The sequence below is a fragment of the Micromonospora sp. NPDC048999 genome, from assembly GCF_040649295.1.
GTDB lineage: Bacteria > Actinomycetota > Actinomycetes > Mycobacteriales > Micromonosporaceae > Micromonospora.
Map to the genome: position 1 here is coordinate 22267 of NZ_JBEZFI010000007.1, position 17840 is coordinate 40106.

At 76.0% G+C, this 17840-nt stretch carries 16 protein-coding genes; 6 read left to right on the plus strand and 10 right to left on the minus strand.

Going from position 1 to position 17840, the window contains the following annotated elements:
* Nucleotides 1–37 precede the first annotated feature (37 nt).
* The gene (locus AB0C02_RS11740) at nucleotides 38–727 is read left to right on the plus strand and encodes a CDP-alcohol phosphatidyltransferase family protein (protein WP_357544934.1); all 690 of its coding nucleotides are present in this window, start codon (nucleotides 38–40) and stop codon (nucleotides 725–727) included.
* A gap of 15 nt (nucleotides 728–742) precedes the next feature.
* On the opposite strand, the gene crtI is transcribed toward AB0C02_RS11740, so the two are convergent.
* The 7 genes from crtI to AB0C02_RS11775 all read right to left on the minus strand — a co-directional run bounded on the left by crtI (nucleotide 743) and on the right by AB0C02_RS11775 (nucleotide 6859).
* Nucleotides 743–2230: a phytoene desaturase family protein gene (crtI, locus tag AB0C02_RS11745; RefSeq protein WP_357544945.1), complete on the minus strand. Its 1488-nt coding sequence runs from the start codon at nucleotides 2228–2230 to the stop codon at nucleotides 743–745.
* Nucleotides 2231–2242: 12 nt separating this feature from the next.
* Nucleotides 2243–3370 carry a glycosyltransferase family A protein gene (locus tag AB0C02_RS11750; protein ID WP_357544956.1) on the minus strand — a complete coding sequence of 376 codons (1128 nt, stop codon included), beginning with the start codon at nucleotides 3368–3370 and terminating at the stop codon, nucleotides 2243–2245.
* Nucleotides 3367–4203 carry a carotenoid biosynthesis protein gene (locus tag AB0C02_RS11755; RefSeq protein WP_357544973.1) on the minus strand — a complete coding sequence of 279 codons (837 nt, stop codon included), beginning with the start codon at nucleotides 4201–4203 and terminating at the stop codon, nucleotides 3367–3369. Before AB0C02_RS11755 ends, AB0C02_RS11750 begins: the two co-directional genes overlap by 4 nt.
* A complete protein-coding gene (locus AB0C02_RS11760) occupies nucleotides 4200–4772 on the minus strand; it encodes a GNAT family N-acetyltransferase (protein WP_357544986.1) in 573 nt (190 codons plus the stop codon). Before AB0C02_RS11760 ends, AB0C02_RS11755 begins: the two co-directional genes overlap by 4 nt.
* Nucleotides 4769–5530, minus strand: coding sequence for a monooxygenase (locus AB0C02_RS11765; protein ID WP_357545000.1), 762 nt, complete (start codon nucleotides 5528–5530; stop codon nucleotides 4769–4771). The genes AB0C02_RS11760 and AB0C02_RS11765 overlap by 4 nt, the downstream gene beginning before the upstream one ends.
* Nucleotides 5527–6036, minus strand: a complete 510-nt coding sequence (locus tag AB0C02_RS11770; RefSeq protein WP_357545007.1) for a YbaK/EbsC family protein — start codon at nucleotides 6034–6036, stop codon at nucleotides 5527–5529. The genes AB0C02_RS11765 and AB0C02_RS11770 overlap by 4 nt, the downstream gene beginning before the upstream one ends.
* 100 nt (nucleotides 6037–6136) lie before the next feature.
* Nucleotides 6137–6859 (minus strand): TetR/AcrR family transcriptional regulator C-terminal domain-containing protein, encoded by a 723-nt coding sequence (locus tag AB0C02_RS11775; protein WP_357545022.1) that lies wholly within the window; start codon nucleotides 6857–6859, stop codon nucleotides 6137–6139.
* 82 nt (nucleotides 6860–6941) lie between these two features.
* Here AB0C02_RS11775 and AB0C02_RS11780 point away from each other — a divergent pair, with 82 nt between their 5' ends.
* Entirely contained in the window at nucleotides 6942–8132 is a 1191-nt protein-coding gene (locus AB0C02_RS11780; RefSeq protein WP_357545038.1) for an FAD-dependent monooxygenase, read from the plus strand.
* On the opposite strand, the gene AB0C02_RS11785 is transcribed toward AB0C02_RS11780, so the two are convergent.
* From AB0C02_RS11785 to AB0C02_RS11795, 3 genes are read right to left on the minus strand one after another with little or no spacing between them, the layout of a single operon-like run.
* A complete protein-coding gene (locus tag AB0C02_RS11785) occupies nucleotides 8114–8923 on the minus strand; it encodes an FAD:protein FMN transferase (RefSeq protein ID WP_357545043.1) in 810 nt (269 codons plus the stop codon). The genes AB0C02_RS11780 and AB0C02_RS11785 overlap by 19 nt on opposite strands.
* Before the next feature lie 14 nt (nucleotides 8924–8937).
* Entirely contained in the window at nucleotides 8938–9396 is a 459-nt protein-coding gene (locus AB0C02_RS11790; RefSeq protein ID WP_357545055.1) for an FMN-binding protein, read from the minus strand.
* Between the two features lie 20 nt (nucleotides 9397–9416).
* Nucleotides 9417–10814, minus strand: coding sequence for a ferredoxin reductase family protein (locus AB0C02_RS11795; protein WP_357545070.1), 1398 nt, complete (start codon nucleotides 10812–10814; stop codon nucleotides 9417–9419).
* A gap of 522 nt (nucleotides 10815–11336) precedes the next feature.
* Between AB0C02_RS11795 and AB0C02_RS11800 the strand changes: the two genes are divergently transcribed.
* The 4 genes from AB0C02_RS11800 to AB0C02_RS11815 all read left to right on the plus strand — a co-directional run bounded on the left by AB0C02_RS11800 (nucleotide 11337) and on the right by AB0C02_RS11815 (nucleotide 17840).
* Nucleotides 11337–11786 carry an SAV_6107 family HEPN domain-containing protein gene (locus AB0C02_RS11800; protein WP_357545085.1) on the plus strand — a complete coding sequence of 150 codons (450 nt, stop codon included), beginning with the start codon at nucleotides 11337–11339 and terminating at the stop codon, nucleotides 11784–11786.
* Nucleotides 11787–11863: 77 nt separating this feature from the next.
* Nucleotides 11864–12610 carry a hypothetical protein gene (locus AB0C02_RS11805; protein ID WP_357545091.1) on the plus strand — a complete coding sequence of 249 codons (747 nt, stop codon included), beginning with the start codon at nucleotides 11864–11866 and terminating at the stop codon, nucleotides 12608–12610.
* Between the two features lie 67 nt (nucleotides 12611–12677).
* On the plus strand, nucleotides 12678–14354 hold the full coding sequence (locus tag AB0C02_RS11810) for a DNA polymerase Y family protein (RefSeq protein WP_357545093.1): 1677 nt from the start codon (nucleotides 12678–12680) through the stop codon (nucleotides 14352–14354).
* Nucleotides 14355–14450: 96 nt separating this feature from the next.
* Nucleotides 14451–17840, plus strand: coding sequence for an error-prone DNA polymerase (locus AB0C02_RS11815; RefSeq protein ID WP_357545100.1), 3390 nt, complete (start codon nucleotides 14451–14453; stop codon nucleotides 17838–17840).

The window sequence follows — 17840 nt, forward strand, 5'->3', positions numbered from 1 at the left end:
CCCACGACACCCGGGCCGGCCTTCTACGGTTGATCCCGTGGTGGGCACACAGCTGAACTGGGACCAGTACGCGACCGCGTGGGCGCGGCTGCACGGCGGGTTCGATCCCCGGGCCGCCGCGCCGGTGGTCCGCGCCTGGCTGCGCTTCGCCTACCACCTCGGATACGTCCTGGGCCGGCTCCGGGTCGGTCCGACCCCGGTGACCGTGTTCGGGGTGCTGCTCTGCGTCTGCGTCCCCCTGCTGGTCGGGCGGCCGGGCGACGGGCCGTTCCTCGGCGCGTTGTTCGTGCTGCTCGCCTCGGTGGCGGACAGCGCCGACGGGGCGGTGGCGGTTGTCACCAACCGCACCACCCGCCTCGGTTACGTCTACGACTCGGTCGCCGACCGGCTCGGCGAGGTCGCCTGGCTGGTCGCGTTCTGGCTGCTCGGCGCGCCGGGTGCGCTGGTCGCCGCGGCCGGCGGCCTCTCCTGGCTGCACGAGTACGTCCGGGCCCGGGCGATCGCCGCCGGGATGCGTGAGATCGGCACGGTGACGGTGGGGGAGCGCCCCACCCGGGTCTGCGTGGCCCTGGGCGGGCTGCTGGTCGCCGGGCTCACCGGGCTGATCGACACCGAGGTGATCGCCGGCACGATCACGATGGCCGCCACGGTCTGGGTGCTGCTGGCCGGTTTCGGCCTCGGGCAGCTCCTCGCCGCCGTCCGCCGCGCCCTGATCAACGCCGGCTGACCCGCCCGCGCCTCCTTACCAGGCGGGGCCGATCTCGGTGGCGACGTTCTCGGCCGAGAGGGTGACCATGGGAAGGCCGCCGCCGGGGTGGCTGGAGCCGCCGACCAGCCAGAGCCCGTGCGCCGGGCCCCGGTTGGCCGGGCGCAGCAGGCCGCCCGCCGTGCCGTAGATGGCCCCGCCGGGCGCGGCGGTCGCCGCGTCCAGGTCGGCCGGTGTACGGATCTCGCGGAACACCAGCCGGTCCCGGACGTCCACGCCCCGCTCGGCGAGCACGTCGAGGATCCGATCGGCGTACGCCTCGGCCAGCCCCGGCCGCCGCCAGTCGACCGCGCCCGTGGCGGTGCCGTGGCGGGCGGCGTTGACCAGCACGAACCACGCCTCGTGTCCCGCCGGGTGGACCGCCGGGTCGTCCGCCACGGTGACGAAGACCGTCGGGTCGACGGCCGGCCGGGCCCGTACGCCTCGCCCCGGTGCGCCGAAGACCGCGTCGAACTCGGCGTCGTAGTCGTCGGGGAAGAAGACGGTGTGGTGCGCCAGCCCCGAGTCGCCGCGTACGCCGAGCAGCAGCACGAAGCCGGCCAGGCTGCGGTCGGTGAGCCCGGCCAGCCGGCGCGGGGTGGGCAGCAGGTCCCGGTAGAGGTTGAGCGCGTCCACGTTGGCCACCACCACGTCGGCGGGGACGGGTGCGGCGACGCCGGCGAGGCGTACCCCGTGCACCCGGCCGCCGGCCGCGTCGATCCGGGTGACCGTGGTGCCGGTCCGCACCACCACGCCGAGGTCCAGACAGCGGGACAGCAGCGCGTCGGCGAGGGTGCCCAGCCCGCCGCGAAGGTACCAGCCGCCGTAGGTCAGCTCGGCGTACGGGACGGCGACCAGCGCGGCCGGTGCCCGGCGGGGGTCGGCGCCGGTGTAGGTGGCGTACCGGTCGAGCAGCATCCGCAGCCGCGGGTCGGACAGGTAGCGGCGGCCGAGGCCGCGCAGGGTGCGGCCGGGGCCGATCGCGGCCAGGTCGCCGAGCCGCCAGGCCAACGCGGCCAGGTCCCGGGGAGAGTCGATCGTGCGGCGCAGGACGTCCCGGTGCGACGCCGCCCAGACCCGGGTGGCCCGCCGCCAGAGCCGCTGCCAGTCGGTGGCGGCCCGGTCGCCGAACGCCGCGCCGATCCGGGCGGCGAACTCGGCCGGGTCGGCGCAGGAGTCGAGGGTGGGGCCGCCACCGGGGAAGACGTGCCGGACGATCGGGTCCAGCGGCACCAGGTCGAGGTATTCGTCGAGTTTCGCGCCGGTGGCCTCGAACAGGTCGTGGAAGACCTGCGGCAGGGTGAGCAGGCTCGGCCCGGTGTCGAAGTGGTACGCCCCCTCGGGGGTGTCGTGGACGTACCGGCCGAGCTTGCCGCCGACCGTGTCGGCCCGCTCAAAGACGGTGACCTCGTGCCCGGTGACCGCCAGCCGGGCGGCGGTGGCCAGCCCGCCCACGCCGGCGCCGATGACCACGATCCGCGCCATGCCGCGCCCCTCCTAGGTGACCGGGCGACCCCGCCAGCTCAGCCGGCGTCGCTTCCGCAGATGGTACGACCGCAGGGTCAGCCAACCGAGGAACACGACCGACACGGGGTGGGCCAGCGCGTCGGGCCAGGCCCGCCCGCCGGTGGCCCGCGCGCTGACCACCCGCCCGGCGACGCCCGCCGCGTAGGCGGCCAGCGCGAGCGCGGCGACCAGCGGCGTGTCGGCCAGCAGCGCCCCGAGGGCCAGCAGCGGGGGCGCGGTGAAGAGCAGGAGCAGCAGGGCCACCGCCACGGTCGCGGCGCTCGGGTGCCCGAACGAGGCCCAGAGCGACTTGGTGTAGCCGTCGCGCAGTTCCGGCCAGGTCTCGTACATCCGGCAGGCGGCCAGCCGGGAGCCGTCGGCCAGGGCGATCCGGCCGCCCGCGCGCTTCACCGCCCGGGCCAGCTCGATGTCCTCCAGGACCTTGTCGGCCACCGCCGCGTGTCCGCCGGCCCGCAGGTAGCCGGCCCGGTCCAGGACCAGGAACTGCCCGCCCGCCGCCGCGAGGGACGGCCGCGGCGAGCGTTCCATCGCGCGCAGCGGCAGGAAGGTCAGCCACAGCCACTGCAACAGCGGCTGCACCAGCCGGTCGCCTGCCGTCCGCACCACGATCCGGGGGTACGGCGACAGCAGCGTGACCCCCGCCTTGCGCAGCTCGGTCACCGCCGCCGCGACGGCGTACGGGGTGAGCACCACATCAGCGTCGACGAAGGCCAGCACGGTCGGGGCCGGTCCGGTCCGGGTGGCGAGCTGCCAGCAGGCGTGCGGCTTGCCCAGCCAGCCCGGTGGCGGGGCGACCCCGGTGAGCAGGGTGACCCGGGGATCGTCGCCGGCCACCGCGCGGACCACCTCGGCGGTGTCGTCGGTCGAGCTGTCGTCGAGCACCACGATGCGCAGGTCGGGCACTCCGCGCTGGGCCAGCAGCGCGCGCAGGCACGGCGTCACCCGGTCGGCCTCGTCGCGCAGCGGCAGCAGCACGGCCACCGCCTCGGTCACCTCCACCGGCCCGGCAGCGGGGCGGCGCAGCCAGCGGGTGGCGTTGACCCAGCTGTGCAGGGTGCATGCGGCGACCGCGACGAGCAGGGCGAGGACGGCGGTCATGCCATTGTGTCGACGCTCGGCGCCGGCTCCGCCGTCCCGCGGTCGGCGCGGGCGTGGCGGCGGGCGCGCAGCAGCGCCACCGCCAGCGGCACGGCGGTCGCCGCCATGCCGATCCCGCCCCAGAGCGCCGAGGCCGGCAGCCGGAGGAAGACCGCGTGCGCCAGCACGCTGGCGGCGTACGTCCACAGGTAGAGCGCGAACATCGGCGCGTCCCGCCGGTCGGTGCGGTCGACGGCCGGCCCGGCGAGCGGGCGCAGCGTCGCCGCCAGCACCACCGCGAAGAGCAGCCAGCCGAGGTAGTTGCTGGCCGGTACGCCGGGCAGCCCGGGCAGGGCCGGGGTGGCGTCCCGCCACCGCCAGTAGCCCTCGGCCACCATCTGCGGGTCGAGGAAGAGATCCCAGGCGGCCAGACCGACCGTGGCCAGCGCGATCCGGCCGGCGTGGCGCCGTGCCCCGACGGCCGGGGTGGCGGTGAGCCGAACCGCGGTGAGCCAGGCCGGCCAGGCCATCCAGGTCCAGGCGAGGGGGATGATCAGCGGCACTCCGGCCAGCTGCGGGCCCAGCTCCCCGGAGTAGTCGTAGCCGCCGAACGGGAAGCCGGTGGCCACCCCGAGCGCCTCCACGGCGAACCCGCCACCGGTGGCCACCGCGACCAGCGCGAGCGCGGTGCGCGTACCCCGGCTGAGCAGCGCGTGGCCGACGGAGAGCAGGTAGCCGAGCACGACGGTGGCCGTGGTCAGCCCGGCCCGGGTGGCGCCGGCGGTGAGCGGGTAGCAGATCTGGGCGAGGACCAGGACGGCCAGCAGCGCCCAGGGCAGCCGGCGGCGGATCACGGCGTGGTCGCCGCCCCGGGGACGGCCGGTGGGGGCAGCGGCAGGTCCCGGCCGAGCACGCCGAACGGCCGTTCGTCACCGGGGAAGTGGAAGTCGCGCAGGAGGTCGACGAAGCCGAACCGGCGGTAGAGCCGCCAGGCCCGCGACTTCTGCTCGTCGGCCTCCGGGGTGGAGAGGAGCGTGGTGCTCCCCTCCGCCATGGTCAGCAGGGCGCGGAGCTGGCCGGCGCCGAGGCCGTGCCCCTGCGCGGGTGGACGGACGTGCAACTCCACCACCTCGAAGGGGTGGGCCAGCCAGCGCCGCCGGGCCTCGGCGTCCAGCGCCCGGTGCACCTGGTCGTGCCACCACTGCCCGGCGCCGCCGAGGTAGCCGTAGCCGAAGCCGGCCAGGTGCCCCTCGCTGGTGAGGCTGGCCACGGCCCGGAAGCCGGGGCGGCGTACGTGGGTGGCGATGTAGCCGCGCCGTGCCTCCAGCAGGTCGGCGCGGTAGCCCATCGCCTCGCCGTAGACGGCCACCACGTCGTCCAGCCGCCGGACCAGGTCGTCCGGCGTCCACCGCACCAGCCTCATGCGTGTCCTCTCACCGATTCCGGGTCGCCCTCGGCGGCCCATCCCAGCACCGCGCGGTCGCCGACCACGTCGCACACCGCGAACCGCGCGAACAGCTCCTCCGCGTACCACCCTTCGGTGGCGGTGCGCGTGATCGCGGCGCGGTGCCCCGGGTGACGGTACGCGAACGCGACCAGGTCCGCCGGATCGCGCCACACACTCACCGTGCCCTGCCAGCCCAGCGGTGCCTCGCCGACGCCGAACCGGGCGAGCAGCCCGGGCGCGGCGTGCAGGGCAGCGGCGACCGGCGGGATCGCCCGCCAGAAGGTGACCGCCCGGCGGGCCCGCAGCCGGGCCCGGGTCAGCGCCAGCACCGGACCGGTGTCCCGGCCGGACTCGGCCGGCGGGCCGGGGCGGTGGCCGCCGGACGGCTCGCCGAACGGCCGGTGGCCGGACCACTCGCCCCGGCTGGTCAACGGGCGCAGCTCCAGCCGGACCGAGGAGCGGGCGATCCGGGCCCAGGACCGGCCGACCGGCGAGGCGTCGAAGCCGGCCGCCGCGGCCGGGGAGTCCCAGGCCACCAGGGCGGCCCACCGGGTCAGGTCGGCGTCGCCGGGGCCGAAGCCGGTGCCCGTCCCGGTGCCGAGCAGCTTGCCGAACCGTACGCCGGGGACGCGGCGCAGTCGTCGTGGGTGCGCCGCCATCCGGGCCAGCGCCCGAGGGACCGCCGGCCGGGGGATCCGCCACACGTGCAGCGTGACGAGCCCGGGAACGCTCACGCCACCTCGCTGGCGGCGCCGGCGGTGATCCGCAGCAGCTCCGCGTAGGTGCTGGGGAAGACCGCCCGGGGCACGCCCCCGGCCGCCCACACCTCGTCGTACGCCGCCAGGGCGGTGTCGACCAGGGTACGCAGCGGCTGGGGGTGACCGACCGGGGCGACCCCGCCGATCACCTGCCCGGTGTGCCGCTTGACGAACTCGGGGGTGGCCCGGCGCAGCCGGGTGACCCCGATGGACGCGGCCAGGCCGGCGGTGTCCACCCGGTGCGCGCCGGAGGTGAGCACGAGCAGCGGTTCGTCGTCCGCGTCGAAGATGAGCGAGTTGGCGATGGCGCCGACGCTGACGCCGAGCGCCTCGGCCGCCGCAGCGGCGGTGTGCACCGCCTCGGGCAGCACGCGGACCTGGCTCGCCGCGCCGGAGCCGTCCCGCGCGCCCGCGTCGTCGAGCGCGCGCTGCACCGCCTGCACGTTCGGGTGGACCGCCTGCACGTCTGGCTGTGACTGCATGCCCCCATTCTGCTTCCCACGCCACCCACCCCCCACCCCGCCCCCGGTGATCATGAAACTGTTGTCGCGACACGCCGGGCGGGCCGCAACAACTTCATGATCAACCCGAGTGGGCGTCGGTGGCGCGGGCGGTGATGAGGGCCTGGATGCCGTCGAGGATGCGGGCGAGGCCGAAGTCGAGGGCGTGGTCGCCGTCGCGGGGGGAGCGTAGGGCGGCGGTGAGCGCCGGGAAGCGCTCCTCCCGGCCCCGCAGCAGCGCGGCGAGCCCGGCCTCCTGGTTCGGGCCGGGGGCGTCGGTGGGAGGCGCCGCGTGCTGGGCCAGGTTGCGGGCGTGCCCGACCAGCAGCACCGCGACGTCGAGCTGCTCGTCGCCGGTCAGCCCGGTGTCGGTGAGGGCGGTGACGACCCGTTCCAGCCAGGCCAGCTCGTGCGGGCCGGGCAGTCGGGGGCCGATGGTGGCCGCGTGCGCCCACGGGTGGCGGCGGAACCGGTCGAACAGCTGCCGGGCCCAGTCGTCGAGCTGACCACGCCAGTCGGCGCCCTCCGGCGGCGGGGGCGGTTCCCCCATCGCCGCCTCCAGCATCAGCGCGACCAGTTCCGCCTTGCCGGGCACGTACCGGTACAGCGCCATCTTGGTGACGTCCAGCGACTCGGCCACCCGCTGCATGGTCAGCCCGTCGAGCCCGTCGGCGTCGGCGATGGCGATCCCGGCCCGGGCGATCGCGGCCAGCGTCAGCGTGGGGCGGGGCCCACGCCGGGGCCCGCTGGGCGTACTCCACAACAGCTCGTACAGCCGCCGTTGGTCCACGTCACCGGTCGCCACGATCACCCTTCTTGTCGCCGGACCAAAACTGTGTCTATCGTACTCTGTATCCGACGGACGCAGTTTTTGATCGGGGGGAATCATGTCTCTTCCGCTGCACGGCTCGCGCGTGCTCGTCTCCGGCGCCGGAGTGGCCGGCCCGGCGGTGGCCTGGTGGCTGGCCCGCTACGGCGCCGAGGTCACCGTCGTCGAGGCCGCCCCGGCGCTGCGGACCAGCGGCTTCGCGGTCGACTTCCGCGGGCCGACCCACCTCGGCGTGCTGGCCGCGATGGGCGTGCTCGACGAGCTGCGCGCGGTGCAGACCCACGCCGGCGCGATGAGCCGGGTGGACGAGCACGGCCGGGAGATCTTCCGGCTGCCGGCCGAGTTCGCCGGCGGCGAGCTGGAGGTGCTCCGCCGGGACCTGTCCCGGATCCTGTACGAGCACGGCGCCGACCGGGTCGAGTACCGGTTCGGCGACCGGATCACCGCGCTCACCGAGACCGCCGACGGGGTACACGTCGAGCTGGCCCGGGGCGACTCCCGCACCGTCGACCTGGTGGTCGGCGCGGACGGGCTGCACTCCGGGGTGCGCCGGCTCGTGCACGGCCCGGAGTCGGCGTACCTCACCCACCTCGGCTACCACCTGGCCGGCTGGGACCTGCCCAACGATCGCGGCTTCGACACCGTCCCCCGGCAGTACAACGTGCCCGGGCGGATGGCCAGCGTCGCCGCCGACCAGCGCGACCCGGGCCGGGCGGGCGCCTTCGTCGTCTTCGCCGGGCCCCGGCAGGAGTACGACCGGCTCGACCTCGACCGGCAGCAGGCGCTGATCACCGAGGCCTTCGCCGGAATGGGCTGGCACGTGCCGCACCTGCTCGCCGGCCTGCGCGACGCGCCGGAGCTCTACTTCGACGCGATCGGCCGGGTCCGGGTGCCGCGCTGGCACACCGGCCGGACGGTGCTGCTCGGCGACGCGGCGTGGGGGGTGACCCTCGGCGGGATGGGGGTCGGCACCGGCCTGGTCGGGGCGTACGTGCTCGCCGGCGAGCTGGCCGTGGCCGGCGGGGACCTCCGGGTGGCCCTGCCCGCGTACGAGCGGCGGATGCGCGGGTACGCGTCCCGCTGGCAGCGCGGTGCCAACCCCGGTCACTTCCTCGCCCCGGCCAGCGGGTGGGGGCTGTGGCTGCGCGACCGGCTGCTGTCCCGTCGTGCGGTCCAGACGCTGCTGGTGCGCAGCACCGACTCGCTGGCCACCGACGCCGGCCTGCCCGACTACGCGGTGCAGGTGTGAGTCGCCCAGGTGCCCGGCCAGTTCGGGGTGGCCCGGACCCGGCCGGCGGCGTCCACCAGCAGGGCCGCGTACCCGTCGAGGGTGGCCAGCCAGTCGAGCGCGTCCGCGCCACGGGCGGCGGCCGCGGTCGCGTACACGTCGGCCCAGAGCAGCTCGGGACCGACCACGGTGACCGACCGGACGGCCTCGGCGGGCCGGCCGGCGCGCGGGTCGACGATGTGCGCGCCGCGTCGCGCGGTGCCCGAGGTGGCGACCGCGCCGCCCGCCCGCTCCACGACGTCGAGCATCCGCTCGGGGTGGTCGGGGTCCTCGACCCCGACCCGCCAGGCCGGCCGGCCCGGCGCGGTACGCAGCAGCACGTCCCCGCCCGCGTTCAGGCAGAGGTCGTGGTCGGGCAGGTCGGCGAGGTGGCGCGCGGCCCGCTCCACCGCCCACCCCTTGACCAGGCCGGACGGGTCGAAGCCGGTGCCGCCGCCGGGCAGCGGCAGCCGCCGGGCATCGAACCAGCCGTCGGTGCGGATGCGGGCCAGCTCGCAGAGCCCCACCACCTCGCGCACCACCGGCTCGGCGGTGGCCGGGTCGGGCAGCGCGCCGCCGAGCCGGCCCAGCACGCTCTCCGGCCGGTACGTGCTGAACACCGCATCCACCTCGCCCAACTCGGCGAAGACCCGCTCCACCCGCTCCGCCACCGGGTCGGTACGCACCCACGGCCCGCGCAGGTGCACGCTGACCGGCAGCCCCATCACCTGCATCACCCAGGCCCGCCGGTCCGGCTCCGTCGCCAGGTTCATCACCGTCACCCCGCTCAGTTCAGGTGCGCCGCATCGATCGCGGACTGGAGGGACTCGCGGTAGCCGTCGCTGGTGACGGTGGCCCCGGAGACGGTGTCGATCTGGGCGCTCTGCGCGGCCAGCGCCTCCTGCCGCAGGACCGGCACCGCGTAGCCGTTGATCTCCTGGTCCCGGCGGTTGCCGTCCGGCACCCGTACGGCCTGAACGTCGGTGATCTTCCCGCCTGAGACGGTGATCCTGACCTGCACCGGCCCCCACCGGGTCTGCGCCACCGACCCGGTGACCGTGCCACCGGACGCCGAGCCGGAGCCGGAGGAGTCGGTCGCGCTCCCGGGGTTCGCCACCACCCCGTCGGATCCGCCGGCGGCGACGGCACCGCTCTCCCCGCCCGGGCCCATGGTGCTGGTCTTGTAGCTGAACAGCAGCACCAGGACGGCCACGGTGGAGAGCAGCCAGAGGGTGATTCGTCGCACGGATCCTCCTTTCGCACCTGTCACCAGGCGAAGCGTTCGTGGTGGACGTGCGCGTCGGGGACCCCGGCCGCGCGGGCGGCGGCGCGGGCGGCGTCGACCCAGCCGTCCGGGCCGCAGAGGAAGACGTCGTGCGCGGCGATGCCGGGGGAGAGCCGGCGCAGGGCCTCCGCGTCGGACATCCCTTCGACGTACGCCGGCAGCCAGGACGGGCGCCGCGCCCGCGGGCCGACCAGGTGGTGCACGACCAGCCCGCGCTCCGCGGCGAGCTGGTCCAGCTCGGCCCGGAAGGCCAGGTCCTCAGGGGTACGCGCGCGGTAGAGCAGCACCGCCTCGCCGGGGGCGTACGGCAGCTCCCAGAGCAGCGCCAGCAGCGGGGTGATGCCGACTCCGCAGGCGAGCATGGTGACCCCGCCGCCGCGCCAGTGCTGCCCGGTCAGCCGCCCGTACGGCCCCTCGACCAGCACCTTCGTGCCAGGGCGCAGGGCGACCACCCGGACGCTGCCGTCGCCGAGGTCCTTGACGGTGATCCGCATCAGGTTTCCGTTCGGCGGCGCCGACAGCGAGTACGGGTGTGCCCGGGACCAGCCGGGGCCGTCCAGGAACCGCCAGAGCAGGAACTGCCCGGATCGGGCGGGCAGCCGGTGCAGGTCGCGCCCGCGCAGCCAGACCGAGGTGACCCCGGGCGCCTCGGTGACCACCGCGGCCACCTCGATCCGATGCCGCAGCGACCGCCAGGCGGGCAGCCCGAGCCGGTAGACCAGCACGCTGGCCAGCGTCAGCAGGTAGACCGTCCACCAGTAGGCGCGGGCCGCCGCCGAGCCGACGAAGTCGGTGCCGGTCCAGAGCTGGTGCGGCAGCGCCAGCGCGACGCCGAGGTACGCGTACAGGTGCAGCAGGTGCCAGGACTCGTAGCGCAGCCGGCGCCGGGCCGCGCGGACCGAGGACACCACCACCAGCACCAGCAGGGCCAGCGCCGCGGTGGCCAGCAGCATCCCCGGGTACGTGACGACCAGGTCCCAGGTCTCGGCCAGCACGCCCTGCCGGGCGGTGCCGGCGTACCCGAGGGTGGTCAGCACCACGTGGACGAGCAGCAGGTGGAAGGAGGTGAAGCCGGCGAGTCGGTGCCAGTGGGCGATCCGGTCCTGGCCGAAGCGTCGTTCGATCAGCGGCACCCGGGCCATCAGCACCACCTGGACGAGCATCAGGTCGGCGCTGACCAGGCCGGCGAGCCGGCCGAGCGAGGTGAGGCCGGTGGCGGGGCCGGCCAGCAGCTCCTGCACGCCGCGGTTGGCGGTCCAGAGGGCGGTGACGACCAGCAGGCTGAGCACCGCGACGCTGACGGCGACGTCGGCCCACCAGGCGGGGACCGCCGGCAGGGTGCGCCGTACGGCCCGCCGGTCGGCGACGGTCGCGGTCACCGGGCGATGGGTTCGATACGGCCGACGTTCACGGCGTCAATTCTGGGCCCGGGAACTCGGCGCCCCCTTTGCCGGTGCTGTGCGCCACCTGAGAATCCTTCGGCCGATGGGGTGTCGACGCCGACCCGCCGGGCGGGTCACACGTTGCATTTTCGCCGGCGGGGAGGTGTACTGTCAGGGCAGTTAGAACGAGTGTTCGATTCGGTCGTACGCCCGTTCCAACGTCCGGGAGCGGCGTTTCGCGGCGCCGGCTCCCGGCAGGTGCGGTTCCGCGGACCGCGCCGGGCCCGGACAGTCGCGAGTCCGGGCCCGCCAGGCAGGATCGTCGCCCGCCGCCCACGACCCCCGGGCGGCGGGCGATGGACCCGCCGGTACGCCGGCCGGGTGTGGTGTGGGGAAGCGTCCACACCCGGCCGGCCCACCCGGTGCGTCTTCCTCCGCACCATCCCGCTCCGGGCGACCGCCGGTGGATCCGATCCGCCGCGCGGCCCGCCCGCCCTGGCCACGCGGAGGAGGAGACCCATGCCGACCAGTCCGGCCCAGGCGCCGACGGTGCCCGCGCACGTGCTGCCGCACCGCACCCCCGCCCAACTTCTCGTGATCGCGCGCCACGGACTGGCCGAGGCGGCCCGGACCCGTCCCGACGGCCTCCGGTACGCCGCCGCCCATCTCGCGGCGCTGCGCGCCGCCGCCGCCCTGCTCGCCGCCCGCGCCCGTCCCACGCCCACCCGGCGTAGCCGGATCACCAGTGTCTGGGTCCTGCTCGCCGCCGTCGCCCCCGAGCTCGACGAGTGGGCCGGTTACTTCGCCGTCGGGGCGAGCAAGCGGGCCGCCGCCGAGGCCGGGATCCCCCGGGTGGTCACCGCCCGGGAGGCCGACGACCTGCTCCGCGCCGCCGAACAGTTCGTGGCCGTGGTGGAGACCGCCCTCGGCCTGGCGCACCAGCCGGCGCTCGACGGTCTCGCCGTCTGACCGGGCGAGGTCCGCCACCGGCGGAGATCCAGCAGCACCACCAGGAGGTGGGTGACACACGACAGGGGGTAGGTCCGATGGCGGGCCGCATGGTGGTCGGTTCCACCGCACTGGCCGAGCTGGTACGTCCGGCGAGCGCGCCCGACCCGGCGGGCGGCCACCGGGTGCTGCCCGTCCGGCCCGAGCTGACCGGGCTGCTGCCCCATCGTGGGCTGCGCCGCGGCAGCACCATCGCGGTCGGCGTCGGGCAGCCCCGGCACAGCGGCGGGACCTCGCTGCTCCTCGCCCTGCTCGCCGAGGCGTCCCGGGCCGGCTCGTGGTGCGCCGTGGTCGGGGTGCCCACCTTCGGGGCCGGCGCGGCGGCCGAGGCCGGGATCGCCCTGGACCGGCTCGCCCTTGTGCCGCACCCCGGGCCCGAGTGGCCCACCGTCGTCGCCGCGCTCATCGACGGGGTCGACGTGGTGGTCGCCGCCGTGCCGGCCACGGTCTCCGTCTCCGTCGCCAACCGGCTGGCCGCCCGGGCCCGGCAGCGCGGCAGCGTGCTCGTCCCGTACGGCCGGTGGGACGGCGCGGACGTCACGCTCCAGGTGGTCCGGGGAGTCTGGGAGGGGCTCGGGCCGGGCCGGGGGCGGCTGCGCCGCCGGGAGGTGACCGTCTCGGCGCGGGGGCGGGGCGCGGCCGCCCGCGCCAAGGAGATCAAGGTCTGGCTGCCCGGCGACGAGCTGACCCGGGTCATCCCCCGGGCGACCGGCACCGCCGCCCGCGCCAACCCGCCCCGGCTCCGCGTGGTGGCGCCCGCTCATGGCAGCGGAGTGCCGGCATGAGCGAGCGCAGCGAGCGAATCATCAACGCAGTGCCTCATGGCGGCGCGGAGCGCAGCGGAGTGCCGGCATGACCGGTGCGCCGGTGCGGACCCTGCTGCTCTGGTGCCCGGACTGGCCGGTCCTCGCTGCCGAGATCGTCGACGGGGTGCCCGCCACCGGCCCGGTCGCGGTGCTGCACGCCAACCGGGTGATCGCCTGCTCCGAGCGGGCCCGCGCCGAGGGCGTACGTCGGGGGCTGCGCAAGCGGGAGGCGCAGGGGCGCTGCCCGCAGCTCACCGTCGTCGACCACGACCCCGGCCGGGACGCCCGGGCGTTCGAGCCGGTGGTGGCCGCCGTCGAGGAGGTGGCCGTCGGGGTGGAGGTGGTCCGCCCCGGGGCGTGTGCGTTGGCCGCCCGGGGGCCGAGCCGCTACCTCGGCGGGGAGGAGGCGGCGGCCGAGCGGATCGTCGAGCACGTCGCCCAGACCTGTGCGGTGGAGAGCCAGGTCGGCATCGCCGACGGGGTCTTCGCCGCCGGGCTGGCCGCCCGGGACGGGCGGATCGTGCCGCCCGGCGGGACTTCGGAGTTCCTGGCCGCTCGGCCGGTCGAGGCGCTCGGCCGACCCGCCCTGACCGACCTGTTGCGCCGGCTCGGGGTGCGTACCCTCGGCGATTTCGCCGCGCTGCCCGCCGGCGACGTGCTGGCCCGGTTCGGCTTCGACGGGGCGCTGGCCCACCGGCTCGCCGCCGGCCGGGACCACCGGCCCCTCGCGGTCCGGCAACCCCCGGCCGACCTGACGGTCACCGCCGGGTACGACGAGCCGATCGACCGGGTCGACGCCGCGGCGTTCGCCGCCCGGGCGCTGGCCGAACAGCTGCACGAGCGGCTGGCCGGGTACGGGCTGGCCTGCACCCGGCTCGGTATCGAGGCGGTCACCGCGCACGGCCAGGAGCTGCACCGGGTCTGGCGGCACGACGGTCTGCTCACCGCCGTTGCCATCGCCGACCGGGTGCGGTGGCAGTTGGACGGCTGGCTCTCCGGCAGCACCGGCCGGGGCGGCGCCCGCCCGGCCCGCCCCACCGCCGGGATCATTCGGCTGCGGCTGGTGCCGGACGGGGTGCTCGCCCAGGCCGGCCTGCAACCCGGGTTGTGGGGGGAGACCGGTGCGGAGCGGGAGCGGGCGCACCGGGCGCTGAGCCGGGTGCAGGGCATCCTCGGTCCCGAGGCGGTGGTCACCGCCGTGCTCGGCGGCGGACGCACCCCGGCCGACCAGGTATGCCTGGTCCCGTGGGGGGACGAACGGCTGCCCGCCCGTCCCGGTCCACCGCCGCTGCCCGCTGACCCGACGGGCGAGGCGGCCCCGCCGGCCGGGGCGGCGTGCTCGGCCGGAGCGGCGCGGACGGGTGGAGCCGCGCGCTCGGGCGGGCTGGCGACGGTTCCGCCGTGGCCGGGGCGGCTGCCGCCGCCCGCGCCGGCCGTGGTGCTGCCGACCCCGTTCCTCGCCACCGTGCACGACGCCGCCGGTGAGCCGGTGCTGGTCAGTGCTCGGCTGACGGTGAGCGCCGCGCCCGCGCGGCTGGTCGTCGGCACCGGCCGACCGGCCGAGATCATCGGCTGGGCCGGCCCGTGGCCGGTGGACGAGCGCTGGTGGGCGCCGACCGAGGCCCGGCGTCGAGCCCGGTTCCAGGTCTGCCTGGCGGACGGGACCGCCCTGCTGCTCGCCGTCGAGGGCGGCCAGTGGCTGGTGGAGGCGATCTATGACTGACCGTCCCCAGGCTGTTCGAGATCTTGGACGTTTTCGGCCCCTGGAGGGGCGTCAATCTTCCAAGATCTCGACGCGGGCCGTGCGAGGGGTGGGTCGGTGAGCTTCCACAATCCGGAGATGCGCTGGTCGGAGCTGGAACGGGTGCTCTCCGGGCGGCCCGGCGACGGGCGGTCCGGCAAGGGGCGGGCCCGGGAAAGCAGGGGCGAGCGGCACCTGCATGTGGTGGATCCCCTCGCGGTGGACGCCGACGGTGGCGACTCCCCGGCGTGGAGCCGCCGGCGGGAGCACTACGAGCCGCCCGAGCTGCCCCGCCCGGACGACGCGGTGCCCTACGCGGAGCTGCACGCGCACTCCAACTTCAGCTTCCTCGACGGCGCCAGCCACCCCGAGGAGCTGGCCGAGGAGGCCGCCCGGCTGGGGCTCACCGCGCTCGCCGTCACCGACCATGACGGCTTCTACGGCGTGGTGCGCTTCGCCGAGGCGGCCCGCGCGCTGCACCTGCCGACGATCTTCGGCGCCGAGCTCTCCCTCGGGCTGCCCGGCCCGCAGAACGGTGAGCCCGATCCGCTCGGCCGGCACCTGCTGGTGCTCGCCCACGGCCACGAGGGGTACGCCCGGCTGGCCGCCACCATCTCCCGCGCCCAGCTGCGCGGCGGCGAGAAGGGCCGCCCGGTCTACGGCGAGCTCGAGGAGATCGCCGCCGAGCTGCGCGACCACGTGCTGGTGCTCACCGGCTGCCGCAAGGGGCACGTGCCCGCCGCCCTGCTCACCGAGGGCGTCGACGCCGCCGCCCGAGAGCTGGACCGGCTCACCGCGCTCTTCGGCGCCGAGACGGTGGCGGTGGAGCTGACCGACCACGGCCACCCGGTCGACGCCGACCGCAACGACGCCCTGGCCGAGTTGGCCACCGCGGCGGGGCTGCCCACGGTCGCCACGAACAACGTGCACTACGCCACCCCGAGCCGTCGCCGGCTGGCCACCACCCTGGCCGCCGTACGGGCCCGGCGCAGCCTGGACGAGATCGACGGCTGGCTGCCCGCCGCCGCCACCGCCCACCTGCGCAGCGGAGCGGAGATGGCGGCGCGGTTCGCCGCGTACCCGGGCGCGGTGGCCCGGGCCGCCGAGTTCGGCGCGGAACTCGCCTTCGACCTGCAGCTCGTCGCGCCGCAACTGCCGGCGTACCCGGTGCCGCCCGGGCACACCGAGATGAGCTGGCTGCGCCGGCTGACCATGGCCGGCGCGCGGGAGCGTTACGGCCCGCCCGAGGCGCACCCGCAGGCGTACGCGCAGCTGGAGCACGAGCTGCGGATGATCGAGGACCTCGGCTTCCCCGGCTACTTCCTGGTGGTCTACGACATCGTCACGTTCTGCCGGGAGCAGGACATCTACTGCCAGGGCCGGGGCTCGGCGGCCAACTCGGCGGTCTGCTACGCACTGCGGATCACCAACGTGGACGCGGTCCGGCACCGGCTGCTCTTCGAGCGGTTCCTCGCCCCGGAACGCGACGGGCCGCCCGACATCGACGTGGACATCGAGTCCGACCGCCGGGAGGAGGTGATCCAGCACGTCTACGCCCGGTACGGTCGGGAGCACACCGCTCAGGTCGCCAACGTCATCTCGTACCGGCCCCGGTCGGCGGTGCGGGACGTGGCCAAGGCGTTCGGCTTCTCGCCCGGGCAGCAGGACGCCTGGAGCAAGCAGATCGACCGGTGGGGCTCGGTCTCGGCGGTGGACGCGGCGGACCTCCCCGAGCAGGTGATCGAGTACGCCAACGAGCTGCAGACGTTTCCCCGGCATCTGGGCATCCACTCCGGCGGCATGGTGATCTGCGACCGGCCGGTGATCGAGGTCTGCCCGGTGGAGTGGGGGCGGATGCCCGGCCGCAGTGTGCTGCAGTGGGACAAGGACGACTGCGCCGCCGTCGGGCTGGTCAAGTTCGACCTGCTCGGCCTCGGCATGCTGTCGGCGCTGCACTACGGCTACGACCTGATCGGGTCCCGGCTCGACCTGGGCGACATGACCCTGGACGACCCCGAGGTCTACGACATGCTCTGCCGGGCCGACTCGGTCGGGGTGTTCCAGGTGGAGAGCCGGGCCCAGATGGCCACCCTGCCCCGGCTCAAGCCTCGCGAGTTCTACGACCTGGTGGTGGAGGTGGCGCTGATCCGGCCCGGCCCGATCCAGGGCGGCTCGGTGCACCCGTACATCCGGCGCAAGAACGGCCAGGAGCCGGTGGCGTACCCGCACCCGCTGATGCGCAACGCGCTGGAGAAGACCCTCGGCGTGCCGCTGTTCCAGGAGCAGCTCATGCAGCTCGCCATCGACCTGGCCGGTTTCGACGCGGCCGGGGCCGACCAGCTGCGCCGGGCGATGGGCGCGAAGCGCTCGGTGGAACGGATGGCGCAGATCGCCGACCGGCTCTACGCCGGGATGGCCGAGCGGGGCATCACCGGCGAGCTGGCCGACGACGTCTACCGCAAGCTCACCGCCTTCGCCAGCTACGGCTTCCCGGAGAGCCACGCGATGAGCTTCGCCTACCTGGTCTACGCCAGTTCCTGGCTCAAGCGCTACCACCCGGGCCCGTTCCTGGCCGCGCTGCTCAACGCCCAGCCGATGGGCTTCTACTCGCCGCAGACCCTGGTCGACGACGCCCGCCGGCACGGCGTCGAGGTGCGCCGGCCGGACATCAACGCCAGCGGCGCGAAGGCGGTGCTGGAGTCCGCGCCGGAGACCCGGTGGGGGAGCCAGCCGGGCGAGCCGCCGCACGCGTGGGGGCTGGGCGGCCCGGCGGTTCGGCTCGGGCTGGGCAGCGTACGCACCCTCGGCGACGGCGTGGCCGAGCGGATCGAGGCGGAGCGGGCGGCCCATGGGCCGTACCGCGACATGCCGGACCTGGCCCGCCGGGTCGGCCTGACCGCCGCGCAGCTGGAGGCGCTGGCCACCGCGGACGCCTTCGCCTGTTTCGGGCTGACTCGGCGGCAGGCCCTCTGGGCCGCCGGCGCGGCGGCCCAGGACCGGCCGGGTCGGCTGCCCGGCACAGTGACCGGCGCGGCCGCGCCCACCCTGCCCGGGATGGAGGCGGTGGACCGCCTGGTCGCCGACGTCTGGGCCACCGGCCTGTCCCCGGAGAGCCACCCGGCCCGGTTCATCCGCGACCGGCTGGACGCCCTCGGCGCGGTGCCGATCGCCCGGCTCGGACGGGTGGAGCCCGGCCGGCGGGTCCGGGTCGGCGGGATCGTCACTCACCGGCAGCGGCCGGCGACCGCGGGCGGGGTGACCTTCCTCAACCTTGAGGACGAGACCGGCATGCTCAACGTCACCTGCTCCCCGGGGCTGTGGCAGCGCTACCGGCGAATCGCCCGCACCAGCGCGGCGCTGGTGGTGCGGGGCCGGTTGCAGCGGCACGAGGGCGTCACCAGCCTCACCGCCGACCGGCTGGACGCGATCGAGCCGCCGGTCACGCCGGCCTCCCGCGACTTCCGCTGA